The sequence below is a fragment of the Ottowia sp. VDI28 genome (assembly GCF_049532675.1).
In the GTDB taxonomy this organism is placed as follows: domain Bacteria; phylum Pseudomonadota; class Gammaproteobacteria; order Burkholderiales; family Burkholderiaceae_C; genus Ottowia.
The window spans coordinates 2,689,603-2,703,103 of the sequence record NZ_CP149820.1 but is presented as its reverse complement, the minus strand read 5'-3'; the positions used below and the strand labels follow the sequence as shown (position 1 = coordinate 2,703,103).

Here is a 13,501-nt window from a genome sequence, read left to right as displayed (position 1 = left end):
CAAGGCGTCGAAAAAACAGGGCCATCAGGTGTTCTTTCCGTGAGTTCCAGCACCACTGGTGGCGGAGCCGAGACGATGCAGCACCACGGTGCGCTGACGAGCGACACGCTCATGCACACGAGTGCGGTCCTTCACGTCGCCGGCCAGTTGGCCGCAGGCAGCGTCTATGTCGTCGCCACGCGTTTTGCGCACAGTGGTGACGATACCAGCATCGTTCAACATTTTCCCGAAAGCCTGCACGCGCGGCGCGGGCGAACGAGTAAGGCCCGACTCGGGGAATGGATTGAACGGAATCAGGTTGAATTTGCAGCGCAGCCCCTGTGCGGCGTGCCTGCGCACCAGATCAATCAGCGCCTGCGCATGCTCGGGTGTATCGTTGACGCCATCGAGCATGCAATATTCGAAAGTAATGAAATCACGCGGCGCGTGCTCAAGGTAGCGCACGCACGTGGACAGCAACTCGTCCAGCGGATATTTGCGATTGAGCGGCACCAGATGATCACGCAAGGTGTCCTCGGGCGCATGGAGCGATACCGCCAAAGCCACCGGGCAGTCACGTGCGAGCCGGTCGATCATGGGCACCACCCCCGAGGTGGAAACCGTGACGCGGCGGCGGGACAGGCCGTAGCCATGGTCATCGAGCATGGTGCGCAATGCGGGCACCAGCGCGTTGTAGTTCTGCAGCGGCTCGCCCATGCCCATCATCACCACATTGGAAATGACGCGTTGGTCGGTTTTCAGGTGCCGGCGCAGAAAGTGCTCGGCAAACCAGAGCTGGGCAATGATTTCGCCCGTGGTCAGGTTGCGGCTGAAACCCTGGTGCCCGGTAGAGCAGAAACGGCAGTTCACCGCACACCCCGCCTGAGAAGACACGCACAGCGTGCCGCGATCAAGCGTGGGCGTCCCGTTGGAAGACGACGCCTCGTCGTCATATTCGGGGATGAACACCGCTTCTACCGCATTGCCGCCACCCACGTCGAACAGCCATTTGATGGTGCCGTCCTTGGATTCGTGCTGGCTGATCACCGGCAGTGCGGTGACATGGGCCACCCCGGCGAGCTTCTCGCGCAGGGATTTGGCCAGATCACTCATGGCCCCGAAATCGGAGGCGCCCCGCTGGTGGATCCAGCGGAAGAGCTGAGTAGCCCTGAAACGCTTTTCGCCCAGCGTCTCGCAATAGGCGGCGAGGCCATTCAGGTCGAAGTCGAGCAGATTGACGTTGGGAGTCATGCTTTCCTCTCCTTCAAAACGGCCGCTTGTTGGGCATCGCTGCGCTCAGCACCAACCTGCGGTTCATGAATAGGGCGCCTCTGGGCGAACTCAAAAGGCCGCGAAGCAGGCCGCACGCGGGCCTCCGCGGAGCTGGCTTTGCCAGGCCGCCGGAGGCGTCCCCCCTGAGGGGGAAGGCGCGAAGCGACTCAGGGGTGCTCCTAGAAAATCGAAGCGCCAGGGAAAAAGAAAGCGATTTCGTTGGCGGCCGTTTCGGGAGCGTCGGAGCCGTGCACCGCATTGGCGTCGATCGAATCAGCGAAATCAGCGCGGATGGTGCCGGGAGCTGCCTTCTTCGGGTCGGTGGCGCCCATCAGGTCGCGGTTCTTGACGATGGCGCCTTCGCCTTCCAGCACCTGGATCATCACAGGGCCGGAGATCATGAAGTCCACCAGGTCCTTGAAGAAGGGGCGCTCTTTGTGCACGCCATAGAAAGCCTCGGCTTCACGGCGCGAGAGGTGTGCCATGCGGGCGGCAACCACTTTCAGGCCAGCGGCCTCGAAACGGGCGTAAATCTGGCCGATGACGTTCTTGGCGACAGCGTCAGGCTTGATGATGGAGAGAGTGCGTTCGATAGCCATGAAAGTGCTTTCCTGCAAAGGTTTTTTAAAAGAAATTCCCGCCCTTCCCGCCTCGATACAGGCAGAAAATGGGCAAAGCTCTTGATTTTAACCGGCACCAGAGTGCCAATGCACTCTGAGAGCCTTATTAACGTGAGCCGCCGCCGCCTCCGCTGCGCCGGCCACCCGCGCCGCCGCTAAACCCCTGTCCTCGGCGCTGGCCGCCCGAGGGGCCACCTGAGCGGGGCGCATTCTGCCGCTGGCGCGTGAGCGCATCGGCCCCGATGTATCCCAGCGAGGTTTTCATGGGATCGGGCTGGCCGTTGCCGCCCGGATTTCCCCCGGGGCCACGGCGCCGGGCTCCAGGGGGGCCGGGGCGTGCATCGGCGGGGGCGCCGAACCCGGCATTGGAACGATTAGGACGCGGGCCACTGGCCCGGCCGCGGTCGCCACGGCCCCGGCGGGGATCCTTGCCGCGCCCCGGACCCTCGCCTTCCGGCGATCCGCGCAGGGTAGCGCTGGAAACGCCTGCCACCTCACCGAGAGAGCGGATATCCCGCTCGTGCAGCTCCATCCATTGGCCGCGCCGCAGACCACGGGGCAGCAGCATGGCGCCATAGCGGATACGGATCAGCCGGCTGACCGCGTGGCCGACGGCCTCGAACATACGGCGCACCTCACGGTTGCGCCCTTCAGCGATCGTGACGCGGTACCACTGGTTCGCGCCCTCGCTGGCACCCTCCGCCTGGATCGATTTGAATTGGGCCGGGCCGTCAGCCAGGGTGACGCCATCGAGCAAGCGCTGCCGCTCTTCATCGGTCAGGGGGCCCAGGACACGCACCGCGTATTCGCGCTCCAGACCGAAGCGCGGGTGCATCAGGCGGTTGGCCAGCTCCCCAGAGTTCGTGAAGAGCAGCAGCCCCTCGGTATTGAGATCCAGCCGCCCCACCGATTGCCATTTGCCTTGCTGCAGGCGCGGCAGCTTGCGAAACACCGTAGGGCGATTTTGCGGATCGTCGTGCGTGACGACCTCACCCACGGGCTTATGGTAGGCCAGCACGCGCGCCGGAGGCGTGCGCAGCGTCACGCGCACCGGTTTGCCGTTGATCTTGACCTGATCGCCGTACTGGATGCGCTGGCCGATATGCGCCGGCTGATTATTGACCGAAATGCGCCCCTCCAGGATCATCTGCTCCATTTCCATCCGCGAACCCAGGCCTGCCTGCGCCAGCACCTTGTGCAGCTTGGGCTGCTCCACCTGCGGACTCAGCACGCGCTTGGCAGGCGGTGCGGGAAGGTCTTCGGGCTCTTCGTCGAACCGGCCGGAGAGAACATCCTCGAAATCAACGGCCTGCTCGGTTTCTGCCTGTTCGCTCACCTTCTCAGGTGCCGCCGGTGCGTCCGCCGCGAGAGCGGGCACCGAAGACTCCTCGGATGGTTCGGTAGGTACAGGCTGCTCGTCGGGTTTCATGGGGTGTCCTTGTCGGTGGATGAAGGGGCTGGCGGCGCGGTATCGCCTGCCTCCTGGGGTTCGGGCTGAAGGGGTGCTTCCGTGGGCTGGTCAGGCTCGGCAGACTGAAAATCGAGTGGGGCGCCGGCCGTTTCAGCATTTTCAGGCTCTTGGGCCGCGTTCACAGCCTGGGATATTTCCGCAGCCTCAGTTATTTCAGCGGCCTCGGGCGCACCAATTGTTTCGATTGTTGCAACAATTTCAGCCTCCTCGACGGTTTCTATCCCGTCGGCAGTGCCGGAAGCCAGGATAGATTCCCGCTCGGCGGCGCCAGGCGCTGCAGCCTCGGCCACAGGCCTACCAAGACCAGCCGCCTCGGCTCCTTCCCCTGCTTCCACCGCAGTGGCGGCATCGGCCTCGGCGGCATCGGCAACGGCCCCAGCCCCTAATTCTGCCTCACCTGCCGGGGTTTCCGGGACGGGCTGGAGGGCGTCGAACATGTTCTCGATCTGCTCCGGTACGGATTCCAGCAAGGGCAGTTGATCGAGCGATTCCAGGCCGAGATCATCGAGAAATTGCCGGGTGGTGGCGAAAAGCGCAGGCCGGCCGATAGTCTCGCGATGGCCGATGGTCTCGATCCAGCCCCGGTCTTCCAGTTGCTTGATCAACTGCGAGTTGACGGTGACGCCGCGGATATCCTCGATGTCACCGCGCGTCACGGGCTGGCGGTAGGCGATGATGGCCAGCGTTTCCAGTGTGGCGCGGGTGTACTTGGGCGGCTTTTCCGGATGCAGGCGATCGAGATATTCCCGCATCTCGGGCCGGCTCTGAAAGCGCCAGCCGCTGGCAACCTGCACCAGTTCCACTCCGCGCTGCGTCCAGTCGTCCTGCAGCTCGAGCAGGATGGATTTGATGGAGTCTGCTCCGACCTGATCGGCAAACAGCACGCGCAGGTCGCGCAAGGGCATCGGCTGCTGAGCGCAGATGAGCGCGGTCTCCAGAATGCGCTTGGCCTCGACGGTGTTCATGGAGCTTTCGAATGTGGGGCGCTGCTACGCCCATGAAGAATGACGCCGCCGCGGAGCGGCGCTGACTGCCCTTACCCCGACCTTCTCCCGGAGGGAGAGGGGAAGAGAAACACCATGGACGTGGATACGTCCATGCCGCCCTCAATTGTAATCAAGCCCCCATGCTGCCAGAGCCGCGTTCATATCAGCCGGGAGGGGCGAAACAAAATGCAGCGATTCTCCGGTGACCGGATGCGTGAAAGCCAGCCGCTCCGCATGCAGCGCCTGCCGCTCCATGCCGGCCGCTGGCTGGCCGCCATAGAGGGCGTCAGCCAGCAGCGGGTGCCCCAGGCTCGCCATGTGCACGCGAATCTGATGGGTGCGGCCTGTCACCAGACGGCAGCGCACGAGGCAACCGCTTTCCGCATTTTCCAGCAGCTCGCACTCGGTCTGCGCCGGCTTGCCGGCATTCAGGCTGAGATCCACCACGGCCATGCGCAAACGGTTGCGCGGATCTCGGCCGATGGGCGCATCCACCGTGCGCGTGGCCGGTCCGCTCCAGGGGCGGTGCGCCAAGGCCAGATACTCGCGCCGCACTTCCCGTGCCGCAATGCGCGCCACCAGCGCATCCATGGCCGTGCGGCTGCGCGCCACGACCATCAGGCCACTGGTGTCCTTGTCCAACCGGTGCACGATGCCGGCGCGCGGCAGTTGCCCCGCCTTGGCATCCCGCGCCAGCAGGCCGTTGAGCAAAGTACCGCTCCAATTGCCAGGGGCCGGGTGCACCACGAGCCCCGCCGGCTTGTTGATGACCGCCAAGTGCTCGTCCTCATACACCACATCAAGCGCCATGGGTTGGGGCACGAAGGCCTGGGTCTGTGGCGTCGGACGCAGCTCGATCTCCAGCCTTTCGCCCGCCTTCACCCGCTGGGCAGGCTTGCGCGCCGGCGTGCCGTTCAGCCGCGCCGCGCCATCTTCGACCAATTGGCGCAGGTAGTTGCGCGAGAATTCAGCCACCAGCGCGGCCAGCGCGCGGTCCAGGCGCTCGCCATGCAGCGCCGAGGGCACCTCGAAATGGCGCTGCTCGGCCTCGGGGCCTGTATCCACGGCGTCGTCTTCCTCTCCTTCGGGTCTGTCAGGAGGGGGCTCTTTTTCCGGGAGGGGGGTCGATATAATTGGCGGAGTCTGAATCAAGAGGATTGCCTGTGATGCATCGTGCCCGATTATCAGCCGCCGCAAGCGGAACGCTTGCGTTGGCCATGCTGCTCGCGGCCTGCTCGTCCAAACCCATTGACCAGACGGCCAACTGGAGCCCCAACCGGATCCACGCCGAAGCCAAGGATGAAATGAATTCCGGCGGCTACGACAAGGCCGTTCCGCTCCTGGAAACCCTGGAAGGCCGAGCCGCCGGCACCCCGCTGGCGCAGCAAGCGCAGCTCGAGAAAGCCTACTCCCAATACAAGGCCGGCGACAAGGCTGAAGCCATTGCCACGCTTGATCGCTTCGCCCGCCTGCATCCGGCCAGCCCCGCCCTGGATTACGCACTCTATATGAAGGGCGTGATCAATTTCAACGACGAGCTGGGCCTGTTCTCCTTCCTCTCGCGGCAGGATCTGTCCGAGCGTGATCAGCGCGCGGCCAAAGAGGCGTTCGAGTCATTCAAGGAATTGGTCACGCGCTTTCCCGACTCACGCTACACGCCCGACGCGCGGGCACGCATGGTCTACACCGTCAACGCCTTGGCGCAGTATGAAGTGCACGTGGCCCGCTACTACTACAACCGCGGTGCCTATGTGGCCGCCGTGAACCGCGCGCAACAAGCCATCAAGGATTACCGCGATGCGCCCGCACTGGAAGAAGGGCTCTACATCGTGATGCAGTCCTACGACAAGCTCGGCATGGATCAGCTGCGCGATGACACCAAGCGCGTACTGGAAAAGAACTACCCGAACAGCGAATACATCGCAAACGGGTTCAAGCCGAAATCTTCGTCCTGGTGGCAGCTTTGGTAAGTTGAGGCGCTATCTCGCATGTTGCCCCCGAGCCCAGGGGGCGCGCGAGGACCCTATTCAGCGCCGCCTCTGCGCTTGCCTGCCCGGGCCGCGCGCATCAGAAGACTCTCTGTGGAAGTCACTCCCACGATGCGTGCGAGCTGGCGGCTGGTGCTGATGTACGCATGGCCGATGCCGCTGTCGTAATAGACTGAATCGCCACGCCCCAGCCGCACGACCTCACCCGTGTCAAAGTGCACCTCGACGGTGCCCGAGAGTACATAGACGAACTCTTCGCCCTCGTGTCGCGCAAAGTCCTCCGGCCCTTCGATGCGGCGGGCGTGAATCGTGCCGACCACGGGACTCATGAGCTTTCCGGTCGCAGTTGTACCGAGAAATTCGTAGGCAAACGAAAGCCCCCGGTACACCACCCCTTGCCCTGACCGCGTCACGACGGGTGCCTGCAAGGCGGTGGTTTTCACCCCCTCTCCGGCGAACATGGCGTTCATATCCATCTTCAAGGCGTGCCCAAGGGCCGCGAAATTCTCATAGCCCAGCGCCAGTTGGCCTCGCTCGGCGCGTGAGATGGTCGGAACTGAAACGCCAGAGAGTTCCGATAACTGCTGCAGCGTCCAGCCCAAGCCCTTGCGGGCATTGCGCAAACGGCGGCCAAAGGTTTCGCGATCCAGCAGTTGGCCTTCCTGGCCTTTGTGCTGTGGCTCCTCGCTCTCGCGAATCTTCATTTGTTCATTCCTCGATCTCCTGCAGCCGGCGCGCTGTACCAAGCTGGATTTTGCATCAATGAAAATTGCGCATACGCAACTTCGTGAAAAGAATAGATTGGGTGTTTACCCTGAAACAGGCTTCAATTTTTTTCATATCCGCAAATTTCTAGATACACTCCGCCCCGTCAGGGTTCAACATTCCCTGACATCAAATTTATCTTTTTTCAATCATGACTCCCGAAACCGCCGCCATCCAGGCCGACTTTCTGATCATCGGTGCGGGCATCGCTGGCGCATCCGTTGCACACTGGCTTGCGCCCCATGGACGCACGATTGTGCTTGAGCGCGAATCACAGCCCGGATATCACTCCACAGGGCGTTCCGCAGCGCTGTTCATGGAGAGCTACGGCACCGCGCAAGTACGTGCACTCACCCTGGCCAGCCGCGCATTTCTCGAATCTCCCCCGCCAGGCTTCAGCGATCACCCTCTGCTTACGCCCCGCGGCGCGCTGATGGTGGCAACGCCCGAGCAGCAGGCCGAGTTGGACGAGCATTGGGATGTCCTGCGCACCATCTCCCCTGCCGCTCGCCGCCTGACGCCCGAGCAGGCTTGTGCGCTCGTGCCAGCGCTTCGGGTTGAATTGCTGGCCGGGGCTGTTCATGAGCCGGAAGCCGCCGACATGGATGTGCACGCCATCCACCAAGGTTACCTGCGCGGCATGCGGCACGCGGGCGGCACTCTGGTGTGCGATGCAGAGGTGTCCGCCATGCGGCGCGCGGACGGACGCTGGCAGGTCACCGCTGGCGGCAAATCCTATGAGGCGCCGGTAGTACTCAACGCCGCGGGTGCCTGGTGCGACGTGGTCGGCAAACTGGCGGGCGCCCAGCCCCTGGGCCTTCAGCCGTGCCGCCGATCAGCGTTCATATTCGCAGGCCCAGCCCATCAGGACTATCCCCATTGGCCCATGGTGCATGGTGCCGGAGAAGATTGGTACATCAAACCCGATGCGGGCATGCTGCTGGGCTCCCCTGCCAATGCGGACCCTGTCAATCCACAGGACGTGCAGCCGGAAGAACTGGATATCGCGCTAGCCATCCATCGCATTCAGGAGGCTACCACGCTGGAAATCCAGAGGCCCACGCGCACCTGGGCCGGATTGCGCTCCTTCGTGGCCGATGGCGATCTGGTGGGCGGCTTCGATGATCAAGTGGAAGGCTTCTTCTGGGTAGCCGCCCAAGGCGGGTACGGCATCCAGACCTCCGCCGCGATGGGTGAAACCTGCGCCGCGCTGGCAAGAGGCTTGCCCGTGCCACCCCACCCCGCTTCGTTCGGTCTGACCGCCGACATGCTGAGTCCGCGCCGTCTGCGCGAAAAGTAATTCGTATCCCGCTCGATTTTTTCACCTCGCAACAGGAGTACCCCACCGTGCGTATCTTCAGCGCCTCCCTCGCCACTGAAACCAACACCTTTGGCCCCATGCCCACCAGCGTGGCGTCTTTCCGGGATCGCGGCTACTATCCCGCCGGGAAGCATCCCGAGGCGCTGACGTTGTTCTCCGGCCCATTGATGGCCGCACGCCTGCGCGGCAAAGACGCCGGCTGGACCTTGATCGAAGGCATGGTGGCCGCAGCCCAGCCTAGCGGCATTACCACGCGCCAAGCCTATGAGAGCCTGCGCGAAGAGCTGCTCGGCGATCTGAAAGCCGCTCTGCCGGTGGATGTGGTGGTTCTGGGCCTGCACGGTGCGATGGTGGCCGAGGGCTATGACGACTGCGAAGGGGATCTCCTGCAGCGCGTCCGTGCGCTGGTCGGCCCGGACACGGTCGTCGGCGCAGAGCTTGATCTGCACAGCCACCTCACCGACGAAATGGTGAACAACGCAGACGTGATCATCACTTTCAAGGAGTACCCCCATACCGACATCCTTGAGCGCGGCCTGGAGCTGGTCGATCTGTGCGTGGCCGCAGCGCAAAAGAAAATCCGCCCGGCCGCGGCCTTGGTCGATACCGGCTTGATTCTCACGGTCCATACCTCACGCGAACCCGCGGCCGGTTTCGTGAAACGCATGCAATCACTGGAAGGCAAGGACGGCGTGCTTTCCATCTCCTTCTGCCACGGCTTCCCTTGGGGCGATGCTCCCGGCATGGGTACAAAGGTGCTGGTCTATACGGACGGCAATCCCAGCCAGGCGAAAGCCCTGGCACGCCAGTTGGCCGACGAGGTGATCGGCATGAAAGACGCGTTCACCGTGAACTACCCTCCCATTGACCAGGCGCTGGATGAAGCGCTGGCTTTCAAGGGCGGCCCGGTGATCATGGCCGACGGCGCCGACAACCCAGGCGGAGGCTCTGCAAGCGACTCCACCTTTGTGCTTCAGCGCATGATCGAGCGCGGCATTACCAACGCCGCGCTCGGCCCCATATGGGATCCGATGGCGGTGCGCATTGCATTCGATGCGGGTGAAGGCGCCCGTCTGCAGATGCGCATTGGCGGCAAGATCAGCCCGCTCTCCGGCCAGCCACTGGATCTGGACTGCACCGTCAAGGCACTCAAGTCCGAGATGATCATGACGGGCCTGGCAGGGGCTCCCATCCTGATGGGCGACAGCGCGCTGGTGGAGACCGCGGGCATCGAGATCGTGCTCATCACACTGCGCAACCAAGCCATGGGCACCGATCTGTTCACACAGCTCGGGTGCGATCTAGCCACCAAACAGCTGGTCGTGGTGAAGTCCTCTCAGCACTTCTACGCCTCATTCTCCAAGGTAGGCAAGCATGTGATCTACGTCGCGGCTCCAGGCTCGGTAGCACTGGATCTCAAAACCCTGCCCTACCAGAAGATTCAACGCCCCAAGTGGCCCCTGGATGCCATCGCCACCTGATTTGCAGCCTGACTCGTAGCACCTCCCCTTCCACGAACCTTTCCGGAGTTCCAACGATGAAACGACGCACATTTGCCGCCCTGGCCATTTCCAGCGCGCTCACCCTCAGCCTGCTCTCCCCGGGTGCGATGGCCCAAGCGCCTGCCAAGACCCTTCGCATGGTCGCGCATGCGGATCTGAAAATCATCGATCCGACCTTCACCACGGCCTACATCTCGCGCAACTTCGGCTACATGGTGTATGACACTCTGTTTTCGCAGGACACCAAGGGCAAGCCTCTGCCCCAGATGGTTGAAAAATACAGCGAATCCGCCGACCACAAACAGTGGACCTTCACACTGCGCCCCGGCCTGAAGTTCTCTGACGGCTCAGCAGTCACCTCGGCCGACGCAATCGCCTCGCTGCAACGTTGGGCCAGCCGCGACAGCATGGGTGGTGCCATGGTGGCCAAGGGTGTCGAATGGAAAGTGGTCAACCCGAGCACCTTCACCATGACGCTGGCTCAGCCCTTCGGCATGGTGCTGGAGGCCATCTCCAAGCCATCCGGCTACCCTGCCTTCGTCCTGCCGGAACGACTGGCCAAGTTGCCCACCACTTCGCCGATCACCGAGTCACTGGGCTCCGGCCCTTTCATCTTCAAGCGCGACGAATGGGTACCCGGCAACAAGGCCGTGTTCGTGCGCAATCCGAATTACCTGCCAAGGACGGAGGCACCCGACGGGCTGGCCGGCTCCAAGGCGAGCAAATTCGATCGCGTGGAATGGCTCTACCTCCCTGATGCGAACAGTGCAGTCGCCGCTTTGCAGCGTGGCGAGGTCGACTACATTGAACTGCTTCCTCCCGACTACATCACCCCACTGCGAGCCAACAAAGATATCAAGGTAGGCAGCGGCGGAAGCTATCAAGCCTTCCTGATGGTCAACCACCTGCATCCGCCCTTCAACAACGTCAAGGCCCGCCAAGCCTTCCAGGCCGCAGTGAGCCAGGAGAAGTTCCTTGCGGCCATGGGCTTTCCGGCCGACATGAGGGTGAAATACTGTCACACCTTCTTCATCTGCGGCAGCCCCAACGATACGGCAGCGGGCTCCGAAGCCTGGGCCAAGCCTGATCTGGCGAAAGCCAAGGCTTTGCTCGCCGAGTCGGGCTACAAGGGCGAAAAAGTGGTCGTCCTGACGCCGACCGACATCACTTACCACAATGCCTCCGCCCTGATGGTCGGGCAAACTTTGCGCAGCATCGGCATGAACGTGGATGCGCAGTCGATGGATTGGGCCTCCGTCAGTGCCCGGCGTGTCAAGCGTGATGCGCCTTCGGCTGGGGGCTGGAACGTGTTTGTCACCGTGGGCGGCGAATTCGATGTCAACTCTCCGATCAGCAACGCCTTCCTCGCACCGGCCTGCGGCAGCTCCATGCCTGGCTGGCCCTGCGACAAGCAACTCGACGAGCTGCGCACCGCTTGGCTCCAATCAGCCAACCCTGCCGAGCGCAAGCAACGCCTGGACGCCTTCCAGGCCCGCGCTTTCGAGGTAGTGCCCTATATCAATGCCGGCCAGTATTCCGCAGCCTATGCGGCGCGCACCAACATCAAAGGGCTGGACAAGCTCTGGGGTGGTATTCCGCTGGTCTGGATGCTGGACAAGTAAGCCCTCGAATCACCATTAGCGTCTGGTCATGGGTTATTTCCTTCGCCGCCTGGTTGCCACCCTCCCTGTCATGGCGGTGGTGGCCATAGTGGTTTTCCTGCTGATTCACCTCTCGCCGGGAGACCCCGCGGCACTGATCGCGGGCGATTTCGCCACCGAAGAGGACATTCTGCGCCTGCGAGAAGCCTTGGGGCTGAATCAGCCCATATGGCAACAATTCATGATCTGGATCGGCAAACTGGCGACAGGCGACCTAGGCACTTCGATCTTCACGCAGGTGCCCGTGACCACGCTGCTGGGGCAGCGGCTGGAGCCCACGCTGAGCATTGCGCTGGTGACCATGTTCATCACCGTCGTTCTGGCCATTCCCCTGGGTACGCTGGCCGCCTATCGCGCGGGCAGCTGGATCGACCGCGTGATCATGATTTTCTCGGTGCTGGCGTTCTCGGTGCCTGCCTTCCTGGTGGGGTATCTGCTGATCTATGGTTTTGCCATTCGCCTTCCATGGTTTCCCGTACAGGGCTACGTCAAAATCAGCGAGGGCGTGGGTCCGTGGCTTCACAACATCGTGCTGCCATGCATCAACCTGGCGCTTGTCTACATCGCACTGATCACGCGCATGACACGCGCGACCGTGCTGGAAGTCCTGCACGAAGATTACATCCGCACGGCACGAGCCAAGGGACTGGGTGTGCTGCCTGTATTGGTTCACGCACTGCGCAACGCAGCAGTACCTATCGCGACGACTGTGGGCATGGGCATCGCGCTTCTCATTGGTGGTGTGGTGGTGACCGAAACCGTGTTTGCCCTTCCGGGCATTGGCCGCTTGGTCGTGGACTCGGTGCAGCGCCATGACTACCCTGTGATCCAGAGTGTTCTCCTGCTCTCCGCAGGCGTCTACGTCGTGATCAATCTGCTGATCGACCTGAGCTACAAGCTCTTCGACCCTCGTATCCAGTATTGATATGCCCTCTGAGTCGCTCACGCGCCTTCCCCCTCAGGGGACGCACCCAGCGGCCTGCTCCGCAGCCTTCTGAGCCTCGGTCATTGAGATGGAACCAAACACAATGAATTCCGTACCATCAGTTGTCAAGAACGCGCCGCCGAGCGACGAGACGGCGTTCGTGCCGCCTCGCTGGCGCTGGGCGCGCAAGCATCCCACCTTGATCATTGGTGCCGTGCTGATTCTGGCCGTCGCGATCATCGCGCTGGCCGCCCCCTGGGTCGCCACGCATGATCCTCAGGATATCGACCCTCTGGCGCGCATGCAGCCCCCGTCCTCCGAACATTGGTTTGGCACTGATGCGCTTGGCCGCGACGTGTTCAGCCGCACTGTGTGGGGCGGCCAGGTTTCCCTGATTGTGGGAATCAGTGTGGCCGTGATCTCCACACTGTTCGGCATCGTCCTGGGCCTGTTGGCTGGCTTCGTGCGCCGTGCCGATGGTTTCATCATGCGTGTCATGGATGGTCTGATGGCCATCCCGGGCATTCTGCTCGCCATCGCCCTGATGGCCGTCACCCGCGCCAGCCTCACCACGGTGATCGTAGCCATCGTCGTGCCCGAAGTGCCGCGGGTGGTCCGGCTGGTGCGCTCCCTCGCGCTCACGCTGCGTGAACAGCTTTTCGTGGAAGCTGCCCATGCAGTGGGCACGAGGCTTCCGACCATTCTGCTTCGCCACGTGCTGCCCAATATGGTGGCGCCACTCGTGGTTCAAGCAACCTTCATCGCCGCTTCCGCTGTGCTGTTCGAGGCCGCGCTCTCTTTCCTTGGCGTGGGCGTTCCGCCAACCACGCCAAGTTGGGGCAACATGATGGCTGAGGGCCGCAACTTCGTCGCTGTCGCCTTCCACATCATTCTCTACCCTGGCATATTGCTCGCGGCCACGGTACTCGCCATCAATCTTCTTGGCGACGGCTTGCGCGACGCGCTCGACCCTCGCCTTGCACGCCAGCTCTGACCCGAATGGAGCTTAAC

At 62.8% G+C, this 13,501-nt stretch carries 12 protein-coding genes; 6 read left to right on the top strand and 6 right to left on the bottom strand.

Annotated features, from left to right (window positions below):
* Positions 1 to 24: 24 nt before the first annotated feature.
* The 5 genes from rlmN to WJU18_RS12930 all read right to left on the bottom strand — a co-directional run bounded on the left by rlmN (position 25) and on the right by WJU18_RS12930 (position 5,462).
* Positions 25 to 1,230 (bottom strand): 23S rRNA (adenine(2503)-C(2))-methyltransferase RlmN, encoded by a 1,206-nt coding sequence (rlmN, locus tag WJU18_RS12950; protein ID WP_423460453.1) that lies wholly within the window; start codon positions 1,228 to 1,230, stop codon positions 25 to 27.
* 200 nt (positions 1,231 to 1,430) lie between these two features.
* The gene (ndk, locus tag WJU18_RS12945) at positions 1,431 to 1,850 is read right to left on the bottom strand and encodes a nucleoside-diphosphate kinase (protein ID WP_423460452.1); all 420 of its coding nucleotides are present in this window, start codon (positions 1,848 to 1,850) and stop codon (positions 1,431 to 1,433) included.
* 127 nt (positions 1,851 to 1,977) lie between these two features.
* Positions 1,978 to 3,321: a pseudouridine synthase gene (locus tag WJU18_RS12940; protein ID WP_423460984.1), complete on the bottom strand. Its 1,344-nt coding sequence runs from the start codon at positions 3,319 to 3,321 to the stop codon at positions 1,978 to 1,980.
* Complete coding sequence (gene scpB / locus WJU18_RS12935) at positions 3,297 to 4,307, bottom strand: SMC-Scp complex subunit ScpB (protein WP_423460451.1); 1,011 nt, start codon at positions 4,305 to 4,307, stop codon at positions 3,297 to 3,299. The genes WJU18_RS12940 and scpB overlap by 25 nt, the downstream gene beginning before the upstream one ends.
* A 141-nt stretch (positions 4,308 to 4,448) precedes the next feature.
* Positions 4,449 to 5,462: an RluA family pseudouridine synthase gene (locus WJU18_RS12930; RefSeq protein WP_423460983.1), complete on the bottom strand. Its 1,014-nt coding sequence runs from the start codon at positions 5,460 to 5,462 to the stop codon at positions 4,449 to 4,451.
* A gap of 32 nt (positions 5,463 to 5,494) precedes the next feature.
* On the opposite strand from WJU18_RS12930, the gene WJU18_RS12925 reads away from it, so the two are divergent.
* Complete coding sequence (locus WJU18_RS12925; RefSeq protein ID WP_423460450.1) at positions 5,495 to 6,298, top strand: outer membrane protein assembly factor BamD; 804 nt, start codon at positions 5,495 to 5,497, stop codon at positions 6,296 to 6,298.
* 53 nt (positions 6,299 to 6,351) lie between these two features.
* Here WJU18_RS12925 and WJU18_RS12920 read toward each other — a convergent pair whose 3' ends face one another.
* Entirely contained in the window at positions 6,352 to 7,020 is a 669-nt protein-coding gene (locus WJU18_RS12920; protein WP_423460449.1) for a helix-turn-helix domain-containing protein, read from the bottom strand.
* 212 nt (positions 7,021 to 7,232) lie between these two features.
* On the opposite strand from WJU18_RS12920, the gene WJU18_RS12915 reads away from it, so the two are divergent.
* The 5 genes from WJU18_RS12915 to WJU18_RS12895 all read left to right on the top strand — a co-directional run bounded on the left by WJU18_RS12915 (position 7,233) and on the right by WJU18_RS12895 (position 13,484).
* Complete coding sequence (locus WJU18_RS12915) at positions 7,233 to 8,381, top strand: NAD(P)/FAD-dependent oxidoreductase (protein ID WP_423460448.1); 1,149 nt, start codon at positions 7,233 to 7,235, stop codon at positions 8,379 to 8,381.
* A 47-nt stretch (positions 8,382 to 8,428) separates the two neighbouring features.
* Positions 8,429 to 9,883, top strand: coding sequence for a M81 family metallopeptidase (locus tag WJU18_RS12910; protein WP_423460447.1), 1,455 nt, complete (start codon positions 8,429 to 8,431; stop codon positions 9,881 to 9,883).
* A gap of 56 nt (positions 9,884 to 9,939) precedes the next feature.
* Positions 9,940 to 11,526 (top strand): ABC transporter substrate-binding protein, encoded by a 1,587-nt coding sequence (locus WJU18_RS12905; protein ID WP_423460446.1) that lies wholly within the window; start codon positions 9,940 to 9,942, stop codon positions 11,524 to 11,526.
* 28 nt (positions 11,527 to 11,554) lie between these two features.
* Positions 11,555 to 12,490: an ABC transporter permease gene (locus WJU18_RS12900; RefSeq protein WP_423460445.1), complete on the top strand. Its 936-nt coding sequence runs from the start codon at positions 11,555 to 11,557 to the stop codon at positions 12,488 to 12,490.
* A 103-nt stretch (positions 12,491 to 12,593) separates the two neighbouring features.
* Positions 12,594 to 13,484, top strand: a complete 891-nt coding sequence (locus WJU18_RS12895; RefSeq protein WP_423460444.1) for an ABC transporter permease — start codon at positions 12,594 to 12,596, stop codon at positions 13,482 to 13,484.
* Positions 13,485 to 13,501 lie beyond the last annotated feature (17 nt).

Bases quoted from the DNA above. Each gene is read 5' to 3' on its own strand.
- rlmN (WP_423460453.1), bottom strand. From the start codon at position 1,230: ATGACTCCCAACGTCAATCTGCTCGACTTCGACCTGAATGGCCTCGCC.
- WJU18_RS12905 (WP_423460446.1), top strand. From the start codon at position 9,940: ATGAAACGACGCACATTTGCCGCCCTGGCCATTTCCAGCGCGCTCACC.
- ndk (WP_423460452.1), bottom strand. From the start codon at position 1,850: ATGGCTATCGAACGCACTCTCTCCATCATCAAGCCTGACGCTGTCGCC.
- WJU18_RS12900 (WP_423460445.1), top strand. From the start codon at position 11,555: ATGGGTTATTTCCTTCGCCGCCTGGTTGCCACCCTCCCTGTCATGGCG.
- WJU18_RS12925 (WP_423460450.1), top strand. From the start codon at position 5,495: ATGCATCGTGCCCGATTATCAGCCGCCGCAAGCGGAACGCTTGCGTTG.
- scpB (WP_423460451.1), bottom strand. From the start codon at position 4,307: ATGAACACCGTCGAGGCCAAGCGCATTCTGGAGACCGCGCTCATCTGC.
- WJU18_RS12915 (WP_423460448.1), top strand. From the start codon at position 7,233: ATGACTCCCGAAACCGCCGCCATCCAGGCCGACTTTCTGATCATCGGT.
- WJU18_RS12895 (WP_423460444.1), top strand. From the start codon at position 12,594: ATGAATTCCGTACCATCAGTTGTCAAGAACGCGCCGCCGAGCGACGAG.
- WJU18_RS12920 (WP_423460449.1), bottom strand. From the start codon at position 7,020: ATGAAGATTCGCGAGAGCGAGGAGCCACAGCACAAAGGCCAGGAAGGC.